This window comes from Ornithinimicrobium ciconiae (assembly GCF_007197575.1).
GTDB classification, from domain to species: Bacteria; Actinomycetota; Actinomycetes; order Actinomycetales; family Dermatophilaceae; genus Ornithinicoccus; species Ornithinicoccus ciconiae.
Genome location: NZ_CP041616.1, coordinates 600,355 through 617,994 on the forward strand (window position 1 = coordinate 600,355; position 17,640 = coordinate 617,994).

Genomic DNA, 17,640 nt, shown 5'->3' on the forward strand with positions numbered 1-17,640 from the left:
GGTGACCGACGCGGCATGATGGTCCCTAACCGCTCAGTAACAACCCAGGAGTGCCCGTGCGCCGCACCATCTTCACCGAGGACCATGAGGCCTTCCGGGCCTCCGCCCGCGAGTTCATCGACCGGGTTGCCCGACCGCGGGCCGAGGAGATGATCCGGGAGCACCGCATCCCGCGCGAGGTGTGGCTCGAGGCGGGCAAGCAGGGGCTGCTCGGGCTGTGCATCCCAGAGGAGTATGGCGGAAGCGGCGCCGGGGACTACCGGTTCAACGCAGTGCTGGCCGAGGAACAGTCCCGGCTGAGCGCGGCACTGTCATCCTGCATGGGCATCCACTCCGACGTCTGTCCGCCCTATCTGGTGGCGCACGGCACCGAGGAGCAGAAGCAGCGCTGGCTGCCCGCGATCGCCGCCGGCGAGTCGATCATCGCGATCGGGATGACCGAGCCGTCCGGGGGATCCGACCTGGCCGCCCTGAAGACCACCGCGGTGCGCGACGGTCAGGGCTGGGTGATCAACGGCTCCAAGACCTTCATCACCAACGGCCACAGCTGTGACCTGGCGATCGTCGCGGCCCGGACCGATCCGAGCAAGGGTGCCCGGGGGATCACGCTGTTCGTTCTCGAGGCCGGCATGGACGGCTTCACCAAGGGCGCCCCGCTGGACAAGGTCGGCCAGGACGAGGCGGACACCTGCGAGCTGTTCTTGGACAATGTCCGCGTCACGGACGGTCACCGGCTCGGGGAGGAGGGGCGCGGGTTCATCTCGATGATGGAGCACCTCACCCAGGAGCGTGTCGGAGCCGCGGTCTCCAACCTCGCGCACGTCGCGCAGATCCTCGACGAGACGTTGGACTACGTCAAGGAGCGGCACGCCTTCGGCCAGCCGGTCGGTGCCTTCCAGCACAACAAGTTCCTGCTGGCTGAGATGGTCACCAAGATCGACGTCAGCCAGGCCTTTGTCGACCAGTGCGTCCTGGCCCACACCGAGGGCGCACTCTCGCCCGTCGACGCGGCCAAGGCCAAGTGGTGGTCCGCACAGGTGCAGAGCGAGGTGCTCGACTCCTGCGTGCAGCTCTACGGTGGCTACGGCTTCATGAACGAGTACCGCGTGGCCCGCGCTTGGCGCGACGCACGTGTCACCCGCATCTGGGCCGGCTCCAACGAGATCATGAAGGAGATCATCGGCCGAGACCTCGGCCTGGGGTGAGCGAGGAGGCCGAGGTCCACCGGGGTGCTGGAGGGGTGCGAACTGCGCCCCTCCAGGGCTCAGGAAGTGGCTGCAGGGATGATGACCACCGGGCACGTCGCATGGTGTGCGACGTTGCTGCTCACGGAGCCCAGCAACATCCTGCGGAACGGGCCCAGGCCTCGGGCGCTCACCACGAGCATGGCCGCGCCGTCTGCGTGCTCGACCAGAGCACGGGGAGCACTTGCGTCCTCGATCGCGTGGGTCTCGACGGGGACGGCGTCGATGCCGCCAGCCAGTTCTTTGACCAGCGCCTCGGCCGCACGCCTCGGCGCCAGCAGGAGCTCCTCGGCCTGGATCGCGATGCTGATGCCGTCATAGATCATCGGCGGCGCATAGACATTCACCAGCTCCAGGGTCGCCTCCCGCAGAAGGGCCTCCTCGACGGCCCAGGCCAGTGCCACCTTCGAGCCCTCTGAGCCATCAACTCCGACGACGATCCGGTCCATCATCTTCTCCCTCTGCGTGCTCACCGAGCGAGTGGCCCGGGAGCCATTGGTTAATACTACACAGTGTAGTACACGTCGGTGTGGGCTCAGCGACGGCCCTATCGCCGGTTCGGACAGCGGAGGTGCCGTAGCCATAGATCCGGACGAGCGGCATACTCAGAAGCATGTCGTTGACCACTGACCCCGCCACCCAGACCACCCAGCCCGCCCCCGACCCGGACCGGGTCGCGAGCATCAAGGAGATGAGCCGCAATCACGTCTTCACGTCGTGGTCGGCCCAGGGCGGGCTCGACCAGCTGCCCCTCGCCGGCGGTGAGGGTGCCCACTTCTGGGACTTCGAGGGCAACCGCTATCTGGACCTGACCTCCCAGCTGGTGAACGTCAACATCGGCTACCAGCACCCCAAGCTGGTCGCGGCGATCCAGCAGGCCGCAGGGGAGCTGGCCACGATCGCACCGGGCTTTGACAGCCAGTCCCGCGCCGACGCCGCCCGGATGATCTCCGAGCGTGCCCCGGAGGGCATGTCGAAGGTCTTCTTCACCAACTCCGGCGCCGAGGCGGTGGAGAACGCGATCCGTCTGGCACGGCTGCACACCGGCCGGCACAAGCTGCTGGCGGCCTACCGCAGCTATCACGGCGCGACGCACGGCGCGATCTCGCTCACCGGCGAGGCCCGACGTCTGGGGTCCGAGCCCAGCATCCCCGGCGTCGTGCACTTCTGGGGGCCCTACCTCTACCGCTCGTCGTTCCACGCCACCACCGAGCAGGAGGAGAGTGAGCGGGCGCTGGAGCACCTGCGCCAGACCGTCCAGTTCGAGGGGCCGGACCGCATCGCCGCGATCATCCTGGAGTCGGTCGTCGGGTCCAACGGCATCCTCGTGCCGCCGCCGGGCTACCTCGAGGGCGTCCGCGCGCTGTGCGACGAGCACGGCATCATGCTGATCGCCGACGAGGTGATGGCCGGCTTCGCCCGCACGGGCCAGTGGTTCGCGATCCAGAACTGGGACGTGCGTCCCGACCTGATCACCTTCGCCAAGGGCGTCAACTCCGGCTACATCCCCCTCGGTGGGGTCGTCATCTCCGACGAGATCGCCGAGACCTTCACCGAGCGACCCTACCCGGGCGGACTGACCTACTCCGGCCACGCCCTCGCGTGCGCCTCGGCGGTGGCCTCGATGCAGATCATGGAGGACGAGGGCATCCTGGAGCACGTCCGGGACCTGGGCGAGCGCGTCATCGGCCCCGGGCTGCAGGCGCTCACCGAGCATTCGGTCGTCGGCGACGTCCGGGGCCTGGGGATGTTCTGGGCGCTGGAGCTGGTGTCCGACAAGGAGACACGGGAGCCGTTGGGCGCTGCGGAGATGGCTAAGATCGGGCGCGCCTGCAAGGACGCGGGCGTCTGGCCGCTCATCATGGCCAACCGGATCCACGTCGTTCCCCCGTGTGTGATCACCGAGGATGAGGCCAAGCAGGCCATCGAGGTCATCGGCAACGCGCTCGCGGGACTCACCTAAGATGGACACCTATGAGCGACCTCACGCCAGCCCAGCGAGTCCCTGGGACCAGCGCGCTCATCGAGATTCACATCAGTGTGCCGGAGGCCGACGCCGCCCACGCGCTGGCTGGTGACATCGTGGGGCGCAAGCTCGCCGCGTGCGTCCAGTGCCTGGGGCCGATGACGTCCGTCTACACCTGGCGCGGCGAGGTCCACCAGTCGATCGAGTGGCTGTTGCTGGTCAAGACGACCGAGGAGATGTTCCAGGAGGTCTCTGACCTGGTGGCGGCCAGGCACCGCTATGACGTGCCCGAGGTCATCGCGGTGCCGGTCACGCACGCCCTCAGTGCGTATGGCGCGTGGGTGCGCGATGCCATCTTCGCCCCGACCGAGGTCAGTCACTGAGCAGACGACTCCCGTGGGCGGCTCGGGGTCGGCAGGGAGTCCCGAGGGCGGCGAGGAAGAAGGTAGAGGCGTGAGTCAGCAGACAGTGAGCCGACCGAGCGTGGAGCGGGCGACGAGAATCGAACTCGCGTATTCAGCTTGGGAAGCTGATGTTCTACCATTGAACTACGCCCGCAGGGTGTGCCCCGAGAGTGTAACTGACGCCTGAGCGAGGCTCCGAAACAGGCCGGTCCCGAGGGTGCGCGCTGATGGGATTCCCCAGCTGTCAGCCGTTGGTCCGACAGCCGAATCAGTATCTGGCTCGACGGCCCGAGTGATGCACGAGGTGGCCGCGATAGCCTGTGCGTCGTGCTGCTCTCCGACCGCGATATCTGTGCCCAGATCGACTCCGGCCGCGTCCGGCTCGACCCGTGGGACCCGAGCATGGTCCAACCCTCGAGCGTCGATGTCCGGCTGGACCGCTACTTCCGCCTGTTCGACAACCACAAGTACCCGGTGATCGACCCTGCCCAGGACCAGCCCGAGCTGACCCGCCTCGTCGAGGTCGAGCCCGAGGAGTCCTTCGTGCTGCACCCGGGGGAGTTCGTGCTCGGGTCGACCTACGAGGAGGTCAGCCTCCCGGACGACGTCGCGGCGCGCGTGGAGGGCAAGTCCTCCCTGGGCCGCCTCGGTCTGCTCACGCATGCCACCGCCGGCTTCGTGGATCCCGGGTTCACCGGCCACGTCACGCTCGAGCTCTCTAACGTGGCGACGCTGCCGATCGTGCTCCACCCGGGGATGAAGATCGGTCAGCTCTGCTTCTTCCAGCTCTCCAGCGCGGCCGAGCACCCCTATGGCTCGTCCGCAAAGGGTTCGCACTATCAGGGCCAGCGCGGCCCCACTGCCAGCCGCTCGTTCCAGAACTTCCACCGGTCCGGGGTCTGACGTGCTGCGGCGGGGCAGGCGTGTGCCGTCACGGGCCGGAGCGGTCCTCCTCGCCGGAGTCCTCGGACTGGCCCTGGCCGCGCCCGCTCTGGCCGACCCCGCCATCCCGGACCCGGCCACCGTCGACCCCGCCCTGACCGGTGAGATCGCGAGCACGACGTCGGCGGCGGCGCCCGTGCTCTCGCTGCCGCTTGACCGGCTCAGCGGTGCTGACCGTTATGAGACGTCCGCCAGGATCTCCTGGAGTGCCTTCCCGCACGGCGCCGACACCGTCTATCTCGCGCGCGGCGACATCTTCGCCGATGCCATCGCCGCCGGCTCGTTGACCGACGGTCCGATCCTGTTGGTCCGCAGCTGTGGTGCCGTCCCAGCTGCCGTCGCCGCAGAGATCAAGCGGGTCGATCCGGATCGGGTCGTGGCGCTCGGCGGCACCGGCTCGATCTGCCAGGGCACGCTCGAGCAGGCGGCAGCTGGCCGGGACACTGACCGGGTGGCGGGTGGCGACCGCTTCGAGACCGCTGCCCTGATCGGACAGCGCGCCTTCCCGCAGGGGGCGCAGACCGTCTATCTGGCCGAGCACCGCGACTCGGTCGACGCGGTCGCCGGTGGCACCCTCACCGACGGCCCGATCCTGCTGGTGGGCAACGGCTCCACGGCCGTGCCCGAGCACACGCTGGCAGCGATCGAGGCGCTCGACCCTCAGGAGGTGGTGGCTCTCGGCGGGACTGTTGCGGTCACGGACCAGGCCCTGGGGGTAGCCGGTGAGGGACGGCATACGGACCGCGTCTCCGGCCCGGACCGCTATGCCACCTCCGCGGCGATCGCTGACCGAGCCTTCCCTGAGGGCAGCAGCCGCACCTATCTGACCAACGGCGTCTCCGTCGCCGATGCGGTCGTCGGCGGGGCGCTGACCAGGGGACCGATCCTGCTGGTGCCCGGCGACTGCCGGGTGCTCACCGATCCGGTGTGGCGGCGCATCAGCACCCAGCCGCCGACCGCCAAGCTCGTCGCCCTCGGCGGACCCGGTGCCGTGTGCACCGAGCAGCTGCACACCGGAGGACGGCTCGGGGTCTTCTCCGCGATGGAGGCAGGGGACACCGCGCGCCTGTATGACCTGCTCACCAAGGCCCAGCCGGTCAGCCCGTTGCGGTATGTCCCGCAGGACCTGGTCACGTGGCGCAGCACCTCCCACAAGCTGCGCCCCGAGACCGCCCAGATGCTGCAGGCGCTCTTCGACGGCGCAACCGCCGCGGACCGCGGCGGCCTCTATGTCACCAGCGCGTATCGCTCCTACGCGACACAGCAGGCGACCTACGACTACTGGGTCTCGGTCTATGGCGAGGAGAAGGCCTCGATGCTCTCGGCGCGGGCAGGGCACAGCGAGCACCAACTGGGCCTGGCGGCCGACATCGCGGGCCCGACGTGCGGGGGCAACTGCTTCGGCACCAGCCCGGAGGGCAAGTGGGTGGCGGCCAACGCGCACCGCTACGGCTTCATCATCCGCTACCCGCAGGGTGGCACCCCCGTGACGGGTTACTACTACGAGCCCTGGCACCTGCGCTATGTCGGACCGCGGGCGGCCTGGATGATGCACGTGCGCGACCGGGACTACTGGGACACGTACCAGCCGGTCGCCGTCGCGGACGGCCAGTTCTAGACAATTTTGGTAGTGGTCTCGTTGGTCCGCCCCGACTTTTTGCAGTGGTTTCGTTGGTCCGCCCCGGCTTTTTGCAGTGGTCTCGTCGGTGTGGCGCGCGCCACCGGTCGCATGTCGCCACCCGCAGGTCGGCAGCGCTCGTTAGGGTCACACAATGATCCTGCTCGAGGGCGTGACCAAACAGTATGGCGACGCGGCACCTGCCGTGGACAACCTCACCCTCGAGGCCCGCACCGGTGAGATCACCGTGCTGGTCGGTCCGTCGGGTTGTGGCAAGACGACCTCGCTGCGGATGATCAACCGGATGATCGAGCCGACCAGCGGTCGCATCCTCCTCGACGGCAAGGACACCTCCCAGGTGCCCGCGGCGAAGTTGCGCCGCGACATCGGTTATGTCATCCAGCACGCCGGGCTCTTTCCACACCGCACCGTGCTGCACAACGTGATGACCGTGCCGCGCCTCAACGGCTGGGGCCGCGCCCGGGCCGAGACCCGGGCCCGGGAGGTCCTGGAGCTCGTGGGGCTGCCGGGAGACTTCGCCGCCCGCTATCCGGCGCAACTCTCCGGCGGGCAGCAGCAACGGGTCGGGGTGGCCCGGGCGCTGGCCTCCGACCCCTCTGTGATCCTGATGGACGAGCCGTTCAGCGCCGTCGACCCGATCGCCCGCGAGGGCCTGCAGGACGACCTGCTGCGGCTGCAGTCCGAGCTGGGCACCACGATCGTGCTGGTCACCCACGACATCGACGAGGCGATCAAACTGGGAAACCGGGTGGCAGTGCTGCGTCAGGGCGGGGTGCTCGCCCAGTTTTCCACCCCCGCAGACCTGTTGGCGCATCCGGCCGACGACTTCGTCGCAGACTTCGTCGGGCGGGACCGCGGCTACCGGGCCCTGAGCTTCCAGCACGCCGACGTCCCGCTGCACCCCGAGGAGCCGGTGGCCTTCGGCCAGCCGCTGGGCCACCGTGAGGAGCCCTGGCTGCTGGCAGTCGACGCTGACTCCCGGCCGCAGGGCTGGATCATCCCGGCCGAGGTCGGCACCGGCTCCATCGGACCTGAGCACCTGCACCGGGCCGGCACGGTGGCTGCCGAGGGCGGGTCGTTGCGCTCCCTGCTCGATGCCGCACTGTCCTCCCCGTCCGGACGAGGCGTCGTGGTGCGCGACGGAGCCCTGGTCGGCACCGTCCGGGCCCAGGAGGTGCTCACGGTGATCCAGAACGGCTCCGCCCCCGGGGCCGGTGACCAGCACGCAGACACGGCGGACCGGTGAGCATCCTCGGCACGGACCTGACCGAGCTCCTGACGCTCGGGGGCCACCACGCCTGGCTCGCCGGCATACCCCTGCTGCTCGGCCTGCTCATCTCCCTGCCGCTGGGGTGGCTCGCGGTGCAGCGCCGCTGGCTGTTCCCACCGCTGGTCCTGGGCACCGGCCTGCTCTACACGATCCCCTCCCTGGCGCTGTTCGTGCTGCTGCCCGGCATCCTCGGCACCCAGATCCTCGACCCGGTAAACGTCATCGTGGCGATGACGATCTATACAGTTGCCCTGCTCACCCGCAGCGTCGCCGACGGACTGAGCTCGGTGCCGGAGCACGTGCGCCAGGCGGCGACGGCCATGGGCTACGGGCCGCTGCGCCGGTTCCTCTCCGTCGAGCTGCCGATGGCCGTGCCGGTGCTGTCGGCCGGTCTGCGGGTGGTGGCGGTCAGCAACGTCTCGATGGTCTCGGTGGCCGCGCTGATCGGGGTGTCCCAGCTCGGCATGCTGTTCACTGACGGCTTCTCCCGCTCCGACATGGGCACGCTCGTGGTCGGGGTGCTCGCTTGCGTGCTCCTGGCGCTGGTCTTTGACCTGATCATCCTGGCGCTGACCAGGGTCCTCACCCCGTGGCAGCGGGCGGTGCGCGCATGATCGCCACCATCTGGGCGTGGCTGTCCGACCCCGCCAACTGGGCCGGACCCGGCGGGATCACGGCGCAGACCCTCGAGCACCTGCGACTCTCCTTCATCGCCCTGGTCGTCGCCGCCGCGATCGCGGTCCCCATCGGGCTGTATGTCGGCCACACCGGTCGCGGACGCGTCGTCCTGGTCAACCTGGTCAGCGCCTTCCGGGCGATCCCCTCGCTGGGGGTGCTGTTCATCGCGGCCCTGCTCCTGCTGCCCCGGCTGCGGGGGGAACTGGCCTTCGAGCTGCCGAGCCTGATCGTGCTGGTGCTGCTCGGCATACCGCCGATCCTGTCCGGGGTCTATGCCGGCATCCAGCAGGTCGACCCGGCTGCCCGCGACGCCGCCACCGGCATGGGGATGACCGGCTGGCAACGGCTCTGGAAGGTCGAGGTGCCGTGCGCGCTGCCCCTGATCTTCTCGGGCCTGCGCTCCTCGATGCTGCAGATCATCGCGACGGCGACCATCGCGGCCGTGGTTGGCCTGGGCGGTCTGGGCCGCTTCCTGATCGACGGGCAGGCCAACCGTCAGTATGCCGAGATGGCCGGCGGTGCCGTCCTGGTCGCCGTCCTCGCCCTGCTCGTGGATGCCGTCTTTGCCGTGCTGCAGCGCATGGTGGTCTCACCAGGCCTGATCCGTGCCCGGTGATTAGAGTGGTGGACGGCCCAGGTCCCGGACAACGGAAGGCTCCCTCATGAACCGTCGCCATCCCGCACTGCTCGTCTCCGCTCTCGTGGGGGCCCTGGCCCTGTCCGCGTGCGGCGGGGAAGACCCGCTGGAGGGCGACGAGGAGCAGACCGGCGGCGGAGGTGGGGACGCCGCGCTGGTCATCGGGTCGGCCAACTTCCCCGAGAACGTGCTCCTGGCGGAGATCTATGCCGCAGCACTGGGCGACGCGGGCGTGGAGGTGACCACCAACCTCAACATCGGCAACCGGGAGGCCTACATGCTCGGCCTCGAGGACGGGTCGATCGACCTGATCCCGGAGTACACCGGCAACCTGACCCTCTATCTCAACGAGTCCGCCGAGGCCACCGAGAGCGAGGCGGTCTATGCCGAGCTGCAGGAATCGCTGCCCGAGGACCTCACTGTGCTGGAGATGGCGGAGGCCGAGGACAAGGACTCGGTGGTGGTCACCCAGGAGACGGCAGAGGAGTTCGGGCTGACCAGCATCGCCGACCTGGCCCCGCACGCCCCCAACATGGTGCTCGGTGGGCCGGCCGAGTGGCGCGACCGGTTCACCGGGGTGCCCGGGCTGAAGGAGGTCTATGGCCTGGAGTTCTCCTCGTTCAAGCCGCTGGACGCCGGCTCCACGCTGACCGTGCAGGCACTGCTCAACGGGCAGATCGACGCGGGCAACATCTTCAGCACGGACCCGGCGATCGCCGAGAACGACTTTGTGGTCCTCGAGGACCCGGAGGCGCTCTTCGCGGCGCAGAATGTCGTGCCATTGATCTCCACCGACAAGGTGACCCCCGAGGTCGAGGAGGCGCTCAACGCCGTGTCTGCCGCGCTGACCACCGAGAACCTCACCGAGATGATGGTCCAGGTGCAGGAAACCGACCCCGCTGACGTCGCACGGGAGTTCGTCGACGGGCTCTGAGCCTGCGGTCAGTCACGAGGTGCGGGCATACTCCGCGCTGCCGGAGACGAAGGCGATCCAGCCCTCGTTCGCGGCATCGAACTGGAAGATGTTGCGAGCCGGGATGCCGTCCCAGCGGCAGGGGTCGGTCTGCGTGTTGATGACGCAGGGCCGGCCCATCCCGTGCTCGCGCCGCCGCAGGGTCTCCTCGTCGGCGGGCAGGGTGGCCCAACCAGTCACCGTGATCTGCACGGCAGGGCGGTCCTCGCAGCCGAGGTCGTAGTCGGGCAGGTAGTCAGGGCGGTAGGGCTGCTCGAAGTTGTGGGTCTGCGTGCCCTTGAGCTTGTCCCAGTAGTCCCGCAGCGTCTCCTCCGCGTCGGAGACTCCCTCGGGGCACTGCGGATAGGCCTGCGTCACACCGTCTGCAGCAGTGCGGAAGTCCGGCCCGGTGATGCGGTAGGCGTGGACCACCTGCACGGTGCACAGCACGTCATACGGATCGTCGATCTTCCAGTTGTGCTGGCCCGTCACGCAACTGTCCCGCACGGCCGTCCCCAGCAGTTCGCCGGTCGTGGACAGTGGTTCCAGCGCGGACTCGATCTCGTCCTGGGTCGTGCGTGACTCCGCCTCGTGCTCGTCCTGGACCTCCCGCGCGGTGGGACCGTCGCCGCACCCGGTGAGCCCGACGGCAAGGAGCGCCGCTGCCAGGGTGCCGACGGCCCGAGAGAGTGTCCCCATCTGCTCAGCGTATGCCGATCGCCCCCGTTCGAGTCACTCTCCAGCCCGAGGCAGGCACCGACTTGAGGCGTCCGGAGTTCAGCCTTGGGGATGACGCGGCCAGCTGCTGCTGCGTGGTCGGATGAGCATCATGACTTCCCCGATGACCCCGCCGCACGCAGCGCCGGGACAGCAGACACCCGTGACAGCACCACCCCAGAGCGGAGCCGGCTATGGACCGCCGGCTCCGCCCTCGGGGGCATCCTTTCAAGGCCAGCCACCGCAGGGCCAGCCACTGCAAGGTCAGCCACTGCAGGGTCAGCCACTGCAGGCTGGACCGCCCGCGGCCCCCGGCCAGCACGCCGCGCCCGGCTATGCCCCGTGGCACCAGACGAACCAGGGTTACCCGCAGGGTCAGCCACTGGGGCAGCAGGCTCCGCCCCCGCACGGCGCCCAGCAGGCGCCCTGGGCCACCTCGTCGGCGCAGCCCCGGGCACTGGACACCAACGCCAAGACCCGTAGGCTGGCCGGGTGGGCCGTGATCGCCGGAGCCGGCCTCGTGATCCTTGGCTCTGTCCTCCCCTGGGCGAGCGTCGCGTTCGTCGGGTCGGTCCACGGCACGGACGGGGACGGCGTGATCACCCTGGTCTGCGCCGTGATCGCCGCCCTGCTAGCCCTGCCGGCCGCTCTGGGCAAGAGGCTCAACTGGTTGCTGGGCATCGCGGCCTTCTTCGGTCTGCTGTCTGCCGGGATCGGGGCCTACGACCTGTCCAACATCTCGGCCCTGGCCTCTGACGAGTCTCTGGTCTCGGTCGGTCCCGGTCTGCCGATCATCATCGTCGGCGGGCTCGTCGTGGTCGGTGCCAGCATCTTCGGCCTGATCAAGGGCAAGCGCGGCTGATCGAGCGCGGTCCTGACAGCCCGGCCCGATCCGGCTGACTGCGGGCACGGCGACTGACGGACGCCGCGCGTAGGGTCGACTCCATGACCAGGTTTGTCGCCCTGCTGCGCGGCATCGCGCCGTCGAACCCCAACATGACCAACGACAAATTGCGTGGCGTGTTTGTCAGGCTCGGCTTTGAGCAGGTCGGCTCGGTGCTGGCGAGCGGCAACATCGTGTTCCAGAGCGACGAGGACGATGTGCCTGCGCTCGAGCAGCGGATCCAGCAGGCACTGTCCGAGCAGCTCGGGATCGCGGGTGGCACGATCATTCGCAGCCTGCCCGAGTTGCGTGCCCTCCTGGACAGTGACCCCTTCCCGGGGTTGACCCATGGCCGCGGCAGTTACCTGACGGCGACCTTCCTCAAGGAAGGCGCGAGCGGCACGTCGAGTCTGCCGGAGGACCCGGATCCGCGCACCACGGTCGTGGGATATGACGCGCAGGCCCGGGTCTTCCTCGCCGTCATCGACAACAGCGAGCCCGGCAAGACGCCGGACTTCATGGTCTGGCTGGACAAGACGCACGGCAAGGACATCACGACCCGCACCTGGCTGACGGTCCAGCGGATCGTCAAAAAACTCGAGGCGTGAACGGCTGCGATCTACTCACCGATGAATGGGATGCCGCCCTGGACGAAGCTGATGGTTTCCGGGGAGCCGTCGATCCCTGGAAAGATGCAGTAGGTGATGCCTTCGCCAAAGAGCATCAATCCGCACGGGCCGCCGACTTCATCTGCCCCTGGAAAGAGGGCACGGGCGTCCGCGGCCGGTGAACCCGGGCCGGCACCGCCGAAGAACACCGCCCCGGGTGGCAGATCCGGACTCGAGGTTGACCAGTTCTCGAAGGTCTGGGACCCCTCGGTGAGGCTTGTGATCCGCAGGTCGCCCCAGGCGTAGTCGCGCATTGGACCGTCGGGAGTCGCATCTGGTGGACCGAAAAGCTCGGTCAGCAGGTCAGCGGCTCGGTCTAACGGCATCCCGAACGTGGCGGGGCCGATGCCTTCGGACCCCACGACGATCTCTCTCTCCTCAGAGCTGACGGTGAGGGTGCCGCCCTCCCAAGAGATGAGCCCGGTACCCGAGGCGGTCTCACCGGCACCGTGGTCGGCGAACCAGGTGACGCGCAGGCTACCGTCACCGGGCTGTGCGTCGGCGACCGCTGTGTGTCCCCGCCATACATCGTTGTCGAACGCCGTTGTGAAGACCTCGCCGACACGGTTTCCGCGGTCGTCAAAAAAGAGCAGGGCGCCTGGCCAACTCACGCCTCCGGCCGTGCAGCTCATCTCGACTACACGCACCCGCGTCCCCTCCTCCGGGAACCAGAAGTGCACTGCTTCTAGGGCCAGCTGGGTCTCGCCGTTGCCCTCACCGTGATCCAGGTGGCCGTTGACCACCATGCGTTCGGGTTGGTCGCAGTAGGCGGGCGCCAGCACCGCCCCAAGATCTGGCCGCGGCCGACTCGTGAGCGCACGCTCGATGGAACTGGTGACGTGTTGTGCTGTCTCTGGGTGATCCGCGATCCGCGTGTGACTGCAGTCAGAAAGGAGTGCGGTTGCTCCCCACTGTGGGCCGGACAGCGCGTCCAACCGGCCCGCGAGGATTGAGTCCATGGTCGGGCCATCGGTCAACGTGCGAATCCAGGCGATCACGAAGTGGTCCTCGCCGCTCTGCAAGAGCCTGACTAGGGCGTTCTTCTGTTCACTGGTCCTGGCGTCACAGGACACTGTCTTGTTGGAGAGCCGGTAACCCGTTGGTGTGGGCTGACCGGCTGATCCTGCGTAGAGCCCGGCGGAGTCCTCCAGGACGACGCCGTCACCCCGCTGATCGATGCTGTAGAGCCTGATCCCCATGATCTCGCGGTGGAGGGTGTTCGCGCCGTCAATCTGCAGCAGGTTGATGCCTGCCGGGAGATACGGTGGCACGTCGCACTCTGCTGCTAGCCCTTCGCCAGCGTCGTGAAGAGCGAGGCACGTATCGGCTGTACCCGCTGGCGGCATCGCTCCATGCGACTCAAGGATCTTCCATAACTCCACAAGACTGCTGGACATACCACCACCCCACGGGGAGCCGCGGTGCGGTGTTGCGATGCTGACAACCTCAGAGACCTGATCCGCGGTGATCGGACGTGCCACGTGATCCGGGCTGCCGGCGAAACGGACTGCCAGTCCGCCCATGGAGTGGGCTACTACCACGGCGGGGACACCGGCCTGCGCGGATGCTTGGTGCAGATACTCTGCCAGGCAGGAGGCGATGGGTGGCTCGGCTGCCCACCGGACCGAGTCTGACCAGTAGTCGAAGTATCGAACGGCAATCTCATCCCCGTGGTTCTGTTGGAGGGCGCTGCCCAGCGTCGCCATGTTTTCAGCTTTGCCTGTCCAGCCGTGGACGAGCACCACAGGTGTGGTCCCGGCAGGGATGGGCTCCATCTGCAGGCGCTGAGGCACGGGGCACCGTGGTCCTGCTGCGCTCGCGGATTCGGTCGGAGCCACCACCGATGGCGTGAAGAGCAAGGCGATCCCAGTCAGAGCAACGACGACAAGCTGGCGAATCCGGGCCCGAGTCATGGTGTCTCCTCGGTCAGCGCAAGCTTCCACTCGCCATTGTGCAGAACCAGATAGAAAAGCCACGCCCTGCCATCAACGACAGCCGGGATCGTGACGACGCCATCCCCGAACGGTGCGATGCCATCGGGGTCAAGCTCTGCGCCCACTAATAGTTCAGTGATCTCGGAAAGAGCGGCCGGGTCGATGTCCGCCTCGGCGGGAGCGCCAACCAGGTCCAGGATCAGGTCTCCGTCTCCCGAGGCAAGGATTTGCTCGATCTCGGCCACCGGGACGTCGGGCACCGTCGGAGTAGCAGGCTCCTCTGGCGCCTTCGCGATTTCAGTAGCTTCGAGGGTGGGGGTGGATGAGGAAACCTCAGGTGTTGCGCTCGGTCCGTCGTCTCCGGAGCAGGCACCCAGAAGTGCTAGCCCGATGAGGGACATGACCAGGGGGCCTGAGATCCTGCGGACTATCCGGTCTGGGGCCATGTGGCACATATATCAGAGCAATGTCGCGCGCAACGCGTAGACGTCCTGACGATCGTTGGCCGGGAAGCTGTGACCGCCGGGGCGCACGATCACCGAGAGGTTGTCCAGCCTGCGTTGCGCGACCTCGGCGTGCACGTCAGCTGCGCCACGGCTCCAGCGGTCGTCCGCGCCGGTGACACCAGGAAGGAGCACTCGTCCGTGAGATGCACCAGGTCCTTCACCGTCGTGCTGGGCGGCAAAGCCTGGGACTACGGTGACGGCCTGCAACCCGGCGTCCCGGGCCGTCGACTCCCCTGATTTCCTGCAGCTCATCGGCGAGCAGGGTGCGGTCCAGCACCAGCCGGGAGGACAGTTCACATCAGCTGACATTCTGGTCGCCGGTGTTGGACCAGGTCGAACTGGCCGGCGTGCTGGTGGTGGCAGTAGATCAGGGGTGCTGGTCGGGAACCGGCCCGAGGAGGCCAGTGAACGTCTCGTGGCCGAGCTCGGTCTTCGACCATATGTCGGGGCGCGGGAACATCTTCGGGACGGCACCTCTCCAACGGGCAGACCACCACCGTCGAGGCCATGGGAGAGACGATGAGAGCAGTCGCGTCGCAGCTGTCCGTGCCGCTGCCGGAGGGATGGTTCCATAAGGAGTCGATCACGATCTTGGCGCCCGACGGGCAGGCCAACGTCATCGTCTCCAGCGAGCCGCTGGATCCCACGCTCGACAGCGCAGCCTACGCGCAACTCCAGGGTGAACTGCTGACCCGGGAGTTCCCGTGGCTCTCCGAGATGAGCTTCGGACCGATCAGTTGGCTCGGCGGCAAGCGCGCCTTCCTGCGCCACTTCACCTGGACCCCGCAGGACGGTGTTCCGGTCACTCAGATGCAGGCCTACTACGCCGGGGCAGGGCGCGGCTTCACCGCCACCGCGACCACCCCGCGTCCGAACTTCTCACGGGTCGAGGTCCTGCTGCGTGATGTGCTTCTCGGGGTGGTGCTAGCCAGCCCTCAGGGACAGCGCCGGGGATTGCTCGGTGGAATCTCGTCCCGAGCCTCGGGTCAGCGGTCGTGACCGAGCTGGCGGGGCGGGTGGCCCAGGGGCCGGCGATCTACGACGTCATCCGTGCCCGACTCGACGCTGCCGGGCATCTTGGGGACAGCAGCCCGGTGCTGCCCGATGATCCTGCTGCCGCGTCATCCGGAGACATCCGGTGGGCTGCCGGAGCGCGCGACGGTGTCCTCGGTCATCATGCCGCAAGGGTCTCCCAGGAGGAGAAGGCAGAGGAGGTCGCGGGTCTCATCGCTGCAGCCGGGCGACACCCGGACCGAGAGAGTCTGACAGCGGTGTATGCAGCAGTGAGCGCTGATGGACCGTTCGCCTATGTCGGCCCGATGATGCGGCGGCTCGGCCAGCTCAACGCGAGCGTCTCCGACGTCCATGACCTGGGGCGGTGGCTCGCAACCACAGCGCCCGATCGTGGGGCCGTCAAGATCGGGATGCTGATCCTCGGGGGAACGGTCCTGGACGACGAGGACCTGGTGATCCTGCGCACTCTGGGGGCGCACGAGGAGTTCACGCTCTACGCGTCGATCGCCATCCGCAACGGGCTGCCGGCACCGGACCGGGAGCTGTGGGCGCTCGCCCAGGTGGTCGACGGGTGGGGCCGGATCCAGAGCGTGGAGCGTCTGCGGCACACCACGGATCCTGAGATTCGGTCCTGGATCCTCCGCACGGGCTTCCGGAACACGGTCATGCACGAGTACCTCGCGCATATCGCCGCCACGACGGGGAACCTCGCAGAAGCCTTGCAGCACCGTGACCCCGATCGCGAACTGCTGACCGCTGCGGGGGAGATCCTCGTCGCGCTGGTCGCGGGTGGGCCAGCGCAAGGTATCGACGACTACACCGAGGCCCCCGCCGCCGTCGAGGCTTTCCTTGGTCACATGGTCGCCCGGGCCGAGACCCTCGGTGACCACCAAGCGGTCGCAGCAGTCGAGTCCTACCTGGCCGAGCCGGAGGGCTGGGAACGGCGCATCCAGGACGGCTGGTCTGCGGTGCTCCGCGAGCGGCTGCTCCGCCGGTGCGCCGAGGTGCTCAGCAGGGACCTGTGGAACGAGAGGATGTCCGAGGGGCTCCGGTCGGACGACGGATCGGTCTTCTGGGCGGCGCACCAGGTCGCCCGGTCACGAGGCATTGACACGTTCGACCTGCTGCTTCGCCGTCTGGCTGTGGATCCCTTCGGGAACTGGTGGTTCCACGCATGGCAGCAGGTTGACGAGACCCGGGCCCGGCAGGTGGTGGACCTCGCGCGTGAGGTGCTTCCTCTGGCGGAGATGGCCACCGGAGCACGCGACGAACTCGGTCTCGGTGTCGGGTTCAGCGCGCACCGGGCCCTCGACTGGACCCTCCAGGCTCTGCGGAACTATCCCGGGGTCGGGGGTGATCTGGTGGGCGCCGCGCTGCGTAGCCCCGTGGTGCGCAACCGCAACATGGCACTCAATGTTCTACAGGCCTGGCCTGGTGCTGCCTGGCCTCGCGACGGGCTGGAACAGGTCCGACACCTCGCCGCCGCCGATCCGGTTGAAGGCACCCGCCAGCACGCTCAAGAGGTTCTCGACAAGCAGGTCAGTTGATGATGGTGCGCTCCTCGAAGGGGATGCCCAAGGTGATATAGCCCATCTTCTGGTAATGGTTGTTCATCAGGTCGTAGACCTGCTGAAGCCCCGGGTTCCAGGTGCTGGTCTCGCCGTGGCCGAGGTCTCCCGTGGCCGGACCTGGAGCCAGCGTTGAGTAGACTCGGATCCAGGTCCCTGACTCGTAGGGGGCGTAGAGGCTGTCCAGCACGCCGTCCTGGTTGTCGTCGCAGAAGAGCACGTCGGCGATGCCGTCGCGGTTCTGGTCGTAGTACAGAGTCAGGATCTTGCCGTCCTGCTCGGGGTCGAAGGCCCAGGCCTCGTAGAAGCCATCCTGGTCGAAGTCGAAGCGGTACTGGTCCGCCCAGCCGTCTCCGGTCGTGTCGTAGCCGATCATGTCCCAGACGCCGTCGAGGTTTGTGTCATTGAACGAGATGTCCACGACACCATCACCGGTGGTGTCCACCAGGGTGCTCTCGGCATAGCCGTCACCGTCACTGTCAACCTGCCACTCACCCATGATCGCTCCCTCATGCCGGCAACTCGTCGATGTTCGCCTGTCTTGCCGAGTTGGAGGGTGAGAACGCGTCAATTGTTCCCGATCCAACAGCTCTTGCCGCCGGGCAGCGAGTGCGACCG

The 17,640-nt window shown here is 67.9% G+C and carries 19 protein-coding genes and 1 tRNA gene; 13 read left to right on the plus strand and 7 right to left on the minus strand.

Annotated elements, in window-relative coordinates; translation table 11 throughout:
• Nucleotides 1-56 precede the first annotated feature (56 nt).
• Nucleotides 57-1,205 (plus strand): acyl-CoA dehydrogenase family protein, encoded by a 1,149-nt coding sequence (locus tag FNH13_RS02665; RefSeq protein WP_143782027.1) that lies wholly within the window; start codon nucleotides 57-59, stop codon nucleotides 1,203-1,205.
• A gap of 59 nt (nucleotides 1,206-1,264) precedes the next feature.
• On the opposite strand, the gene FNH13_RS02670 is transcribed toward FNH13_RS02665, so the two are convergent.
• Nucleotides 1,265-1,717 carry a universal stress protein gene (locus tag FNH13_RS02670; protein WP_165699986.1) on the minus strand — a complete coding sequence of 151 codons (453 nt, stop codon included), beginning with the start codon at nucleotides 1,715-1,717 and terminating at the stop codon, nucleotides 1,265-1,267.
• Nucleotides 1,718-1,857: 140 nt separating this feature from the next.
• Between FNH13_RS02670 and FNH13_RS02675 the strand changes: the two genes are divergently transcribed.
• Together FNH13_RS02675 and cutA are read left to right on the plus strand one after the other, a co-directional pair.
• Entirely contained in the window at nucleotides 1,858-3,207 is a 1,350-nt protein-coding gene (locus tag FNH13_RS02675; protein ID WP_143782029.1) for an aspartate aminotransferase family protein, read from the plus strand.
• A gap of 11 nt (nucleotides 3,208-3,218) precedes the next feature.
• A complete protein-coding gene (gene cutA, locus FNH13_RS02680; protein ID WP_143782030.1) occupies nucleotides 3,219-3,593 on the plus strand; it encodes a divalent-cation tolerance protein CutA in 375 nt (124 codons plus the stop codon).
• A 101-nt stretch (nucleotides 3,594-3,694) separates the two neighbouring features.
• Here cutA and FNH13_RS02685 read toward each other — a convergent pair.
• Nucleotides 3,695-3,768 (minus strand) — tRNA-Gly (locus tag FNH13_RS02685).
• A gap of 173 nt (nucleotides 3,769-3,941) precedes the next feature.
• Here FNH13_RS02685 and dcd point away from each other — a divergent pair.
• The 6 genes from dcd (at nucleotide 3,942) to FNH13_RS02715 (ending at nucleotide 9,714) form a co-directional block, all read left to right on the plus strand.
• Nucleotides 3,942-4,517 carry a dCTP deaminase gene (dcd, locus tag FNH13_RS02690; protein WP_143782031.1) on the plus strand — a complete coding sequence of 192 codons (576 nt, stop codon included), beginning with the start codon at nucleotides 3,942-3,944 and terminating at the stop codon, nucleotides 4,515-4,517.
• 22 nt (nucleotides 4,518-4,539) lie between these two features.
• Entirely contained in the window at nucleotides 4,540-6,174 is a 1,635-nt protein-coding gene (locus tag FNH13_RS02695; protein WP_143782032.1) for a cell wall-binding repeat-containing protein, read from the plus strand.
• A 154-nt stretch (nucleotides 6,175-6,328) separates the two neighbouring features.
• Complete coding sequence (locus FNH13_RS02700; RefSeq protein ID WP_143782033.1) at nucleotides 6,329-7,441, plus strand: ABC transporter ATP-binding protein; 1,113 nt, start codon at nucleotides 6,329-6,331, stop codon at nucleotides 7,439-7,441.
• Nucleotides 7,438-8,079, plus strand: a complete 642-nt coding sequence (locus tag FNH13_RS02705; protein WP_143782034.1) for an ABC transporter permease — start codon at nucleotides 7,438-7,440, stop codon at nucleotides 8,077-8,079. Before FNH13_RS02700 ends, FNH13_RS02705 begins: the two co-directional genes overlap by 4 nt.
• Nucleotides 8,076-8,759, plus strand: coding sequence for an ABC transporter permease (locus tag FNH13_RS02710; protein WP_143782035.1), 684 nt, complete (start codon nucleotides 8,076-8,078; stop codon nucleotides 8,757-8,759). Before FNH13_RS02705 ends, FNH13_RS02710 begins: the two co-directional genes overlap by 4 nt.
• 46 nt (nucleotides 8,760-8,805) lie before the next feature.
• Nucleotides 8,806-9,714, plus strand: a complete 909-nt coding sequence (locus FNH13_RS02715) for an ABC transporter substrate-binding protein (protein WP_143782036.1) — start codon at nucleotides 8,806-8,808, stop codon at nucleotides 9,712-9,714.
• 12 nt (nucleotides 9,715-9,726) lie between these two features.
• On the opposite strand, the gene FNH13_RS02720 is transcribed toward FNH13_RS02715, so the two are convergent.
• Nucleotides 9,727-10,431, minus strand: a complete 705-nt coding sequence (locus FNH13_RS02720) for a hypothetical protein (RefSeq protein WP_143782037.1) — start codon at nucleotides 10,429-10,431, stop codon at nucleotides 9,727-9,729.
• A gap of 181 nt (nucleotides 10,432-10,612) precedes the next feature.
• Between FNH13_RS02720 and FNH13_RS02725 the strand changes: the two genes are divergently transcribed.
• Both FNH13_RS02725 and FNH13_RS02730 read left to right on the plus strand, forming a co-directional pair.
• Nucleotides 10,613-11,311: a hypothetical protein gene (locus tag FNH13_RS02725; protein ID WP_143782038.1), complete on the plus strand. Its 699-nt coding sequence runs from the start codon at nucleotides 10,613-10,615 to the stop codon at nucleotides 11,309-11,311.
• An 83-nt stretch (nucleotides 11,312-11,394) separates the two neighbouring features.
• The gene (locus tag FNH13_RS02730) at nucleotides 11,395-11,940 is read left to right on the plus strand and encodes a DUF1697 domain-containing protein (RefSeq protein WP_143782039.1); all 546 of its coding nucleotides are present in this window, start codon (nucleotides 11,395-11,397) and stop codon (nucleotides 11,938-11,940) included.
• Nucleotides 11,941-11,951: 11 nt separating this feature from the next.
• Here the strand turns inward: FNH13_RS02730 and FNH13_RS02735 are convergent, their stop codons facing one another.
• From FNH13_RS02735 to FNH13_RS02745, 3 genes are all read right to left on the minus strand, one after another.
• A complete protein-coding gene (locus FNH13_RS02735) occupies nucleotides 11,952-13,706 on the minus strand; it encodes an esterase/lipase family protein (RefSeq protein ID WP_228266553.1) in 1,755 nt (584 codons plus the stop codon).
• A gap of 203 nt (nucleotides 13,707-13,909) precedes the next feature.
• On the minus strand, nucleotides 13,910-14,179 hold the full coding sequence (locus tag FNH13_RS02740) for a hypothetical protein (RefSeq protein ID WP_143782041.1): 270 nt from the start codon (nucleotides 14,177-14,179) through the stop codon (nucleotides 13,910-13,912).
• Nucleotides 14,180-14,392: 213 nt separating this feature from the next.
• A complete protein-coding gene (locus tag FNH13_RS02745; RefSeq protein WP_143782042.1) occupies nucleotides 14,393-14,692 on the minus strand; it encodes a hypothetical protein in 300 nt (99 codons plus the stop codon).
• Nucleotides 14,693-14,959: 267 nt separating this feature from the next.
• Between FNH13_RS02745 and FNH13_RS02750 the strand changes: the two genes are divergently transcribed.
• Together FNH13_RS02750 and FNH13_RS02755 are read left to right on the plus strand one after the other, a co-directional pair.
• A complete protein-coding gene (locus FNH13_RS02750) occupies nucleotides 14,960-15,439 on the plus strand; it encodes a DcrB-related protein (RefSeq protein ID WP_165699988.1) in 480 nt (159 codons plus the stop codon).
• Nucleotides 15,436-17,001, plus strand: coding sequence for a hypothetical protein (locus FNH13_RS02755; protein ID WP_143782044.1), 1,566 nt, complete (start codon nucleotides 15,436-15,438; stop codon nucleotides 16,999-17,001). Before FNH13_RS02750 ends, FNH13_RS02755 begins: the two co-directional genes overlap by 4 nt.
• Here the strand turns inward: FNH13_RS02755 and FNH13_RS02760 are convergent.
• Nucleotides 16,994-17,521: a hypothetical protein gene (locus tag FNH13_RS02760; RefSeq protein WP_143782045.1), complete on the minus strand. Its 528-nt coding sequence runs from the start codon at nucleotides 17,519-17,521 to the stop codon at nucleotides 16,994-16,996. The genes FNH13_RS02755 and FNH13_RS02760 overlap by 8 nt on opposite strands.
• Nucleotides 17,522-17,640: the final 119 nt, after the last annotated feature.

Coding starts and splice junctions, on each gene's coding strand:
- FNH13_RS02675 (WP_143782029.1), top strand. CDS start 1,858: ATGTCGTTGACCACTGACCCCGCCACCCAGACCACCCAGCCCGCCCCC.
- cutA (WP_143782030.1), top strand. CDS start 3,219: ATGAGCGACCTCACGCCAGCCCAGCGAGTCCCTGGGACCAGCGCGCTC.
- FNH13_RS02700 (WP_143782033.1), top strand. CDS start 6,329: ATGATCCTGCTCGAGGGCGTGACCAAACAGTATGGCGACGCGGCACCT.
- FNH13_RS02710 (WP_143782035.1), top strand. CDS start 8,076: ATGATCGCCACCATCTGGGCGTGGCTGTCCGACCCCGCCAACTGGGCC.
- FNH13_RS02715 (WP_143782036.1), top strand. CDS start 8,806: ATGAACCGTCGCCATCCCGCACTGCTCGTCTCCGCTCTCGTGGGGGCC.
- FNH13_RS02720 (WP_143782037.1), bottom strand. CDS start 10,431: ATGGGGACACTCTCTCGGGCCGTCGGCACCCTGGCAGCGGCGCTCCTT.
- FNH13_RS02730 (WP_143782039.1), top strand. CDS start 11,395: ATGACCAGGTTTGTCGCCCTGCTGCGCGGCATCGCGCCGTCGAACCCC.
- FNH13_RS02735 (WP_228266553.1), bottom strand. CDS start 13,706: ATGGCGACGCTGGGCAGCGCCCTCCAACAGAACCACGGGGATGAGATT.
- FNH13_RS02745 (WP_143782042.1), bottom strand. CDS start 14,692: ATGAGCTGCAGGAAATCAGGGGAGTCGACGGCCCGGGACGCCGGGTTG.
- FNH13_RS02750 (WP_165699988.1), top strand. CDS start 14,960: ATGAGAGCAGTCGCGTCGCAGCTGTCCGTGCCGCTGCCGGAGGGATGG.
- FNH13_RS02760 (WP_143782045.1), bottom strand. CDS start 17,521: ATGGGTGAGTGGCAGGTTGACAGTGACGGTGACGGCTATGCCGAGAGC.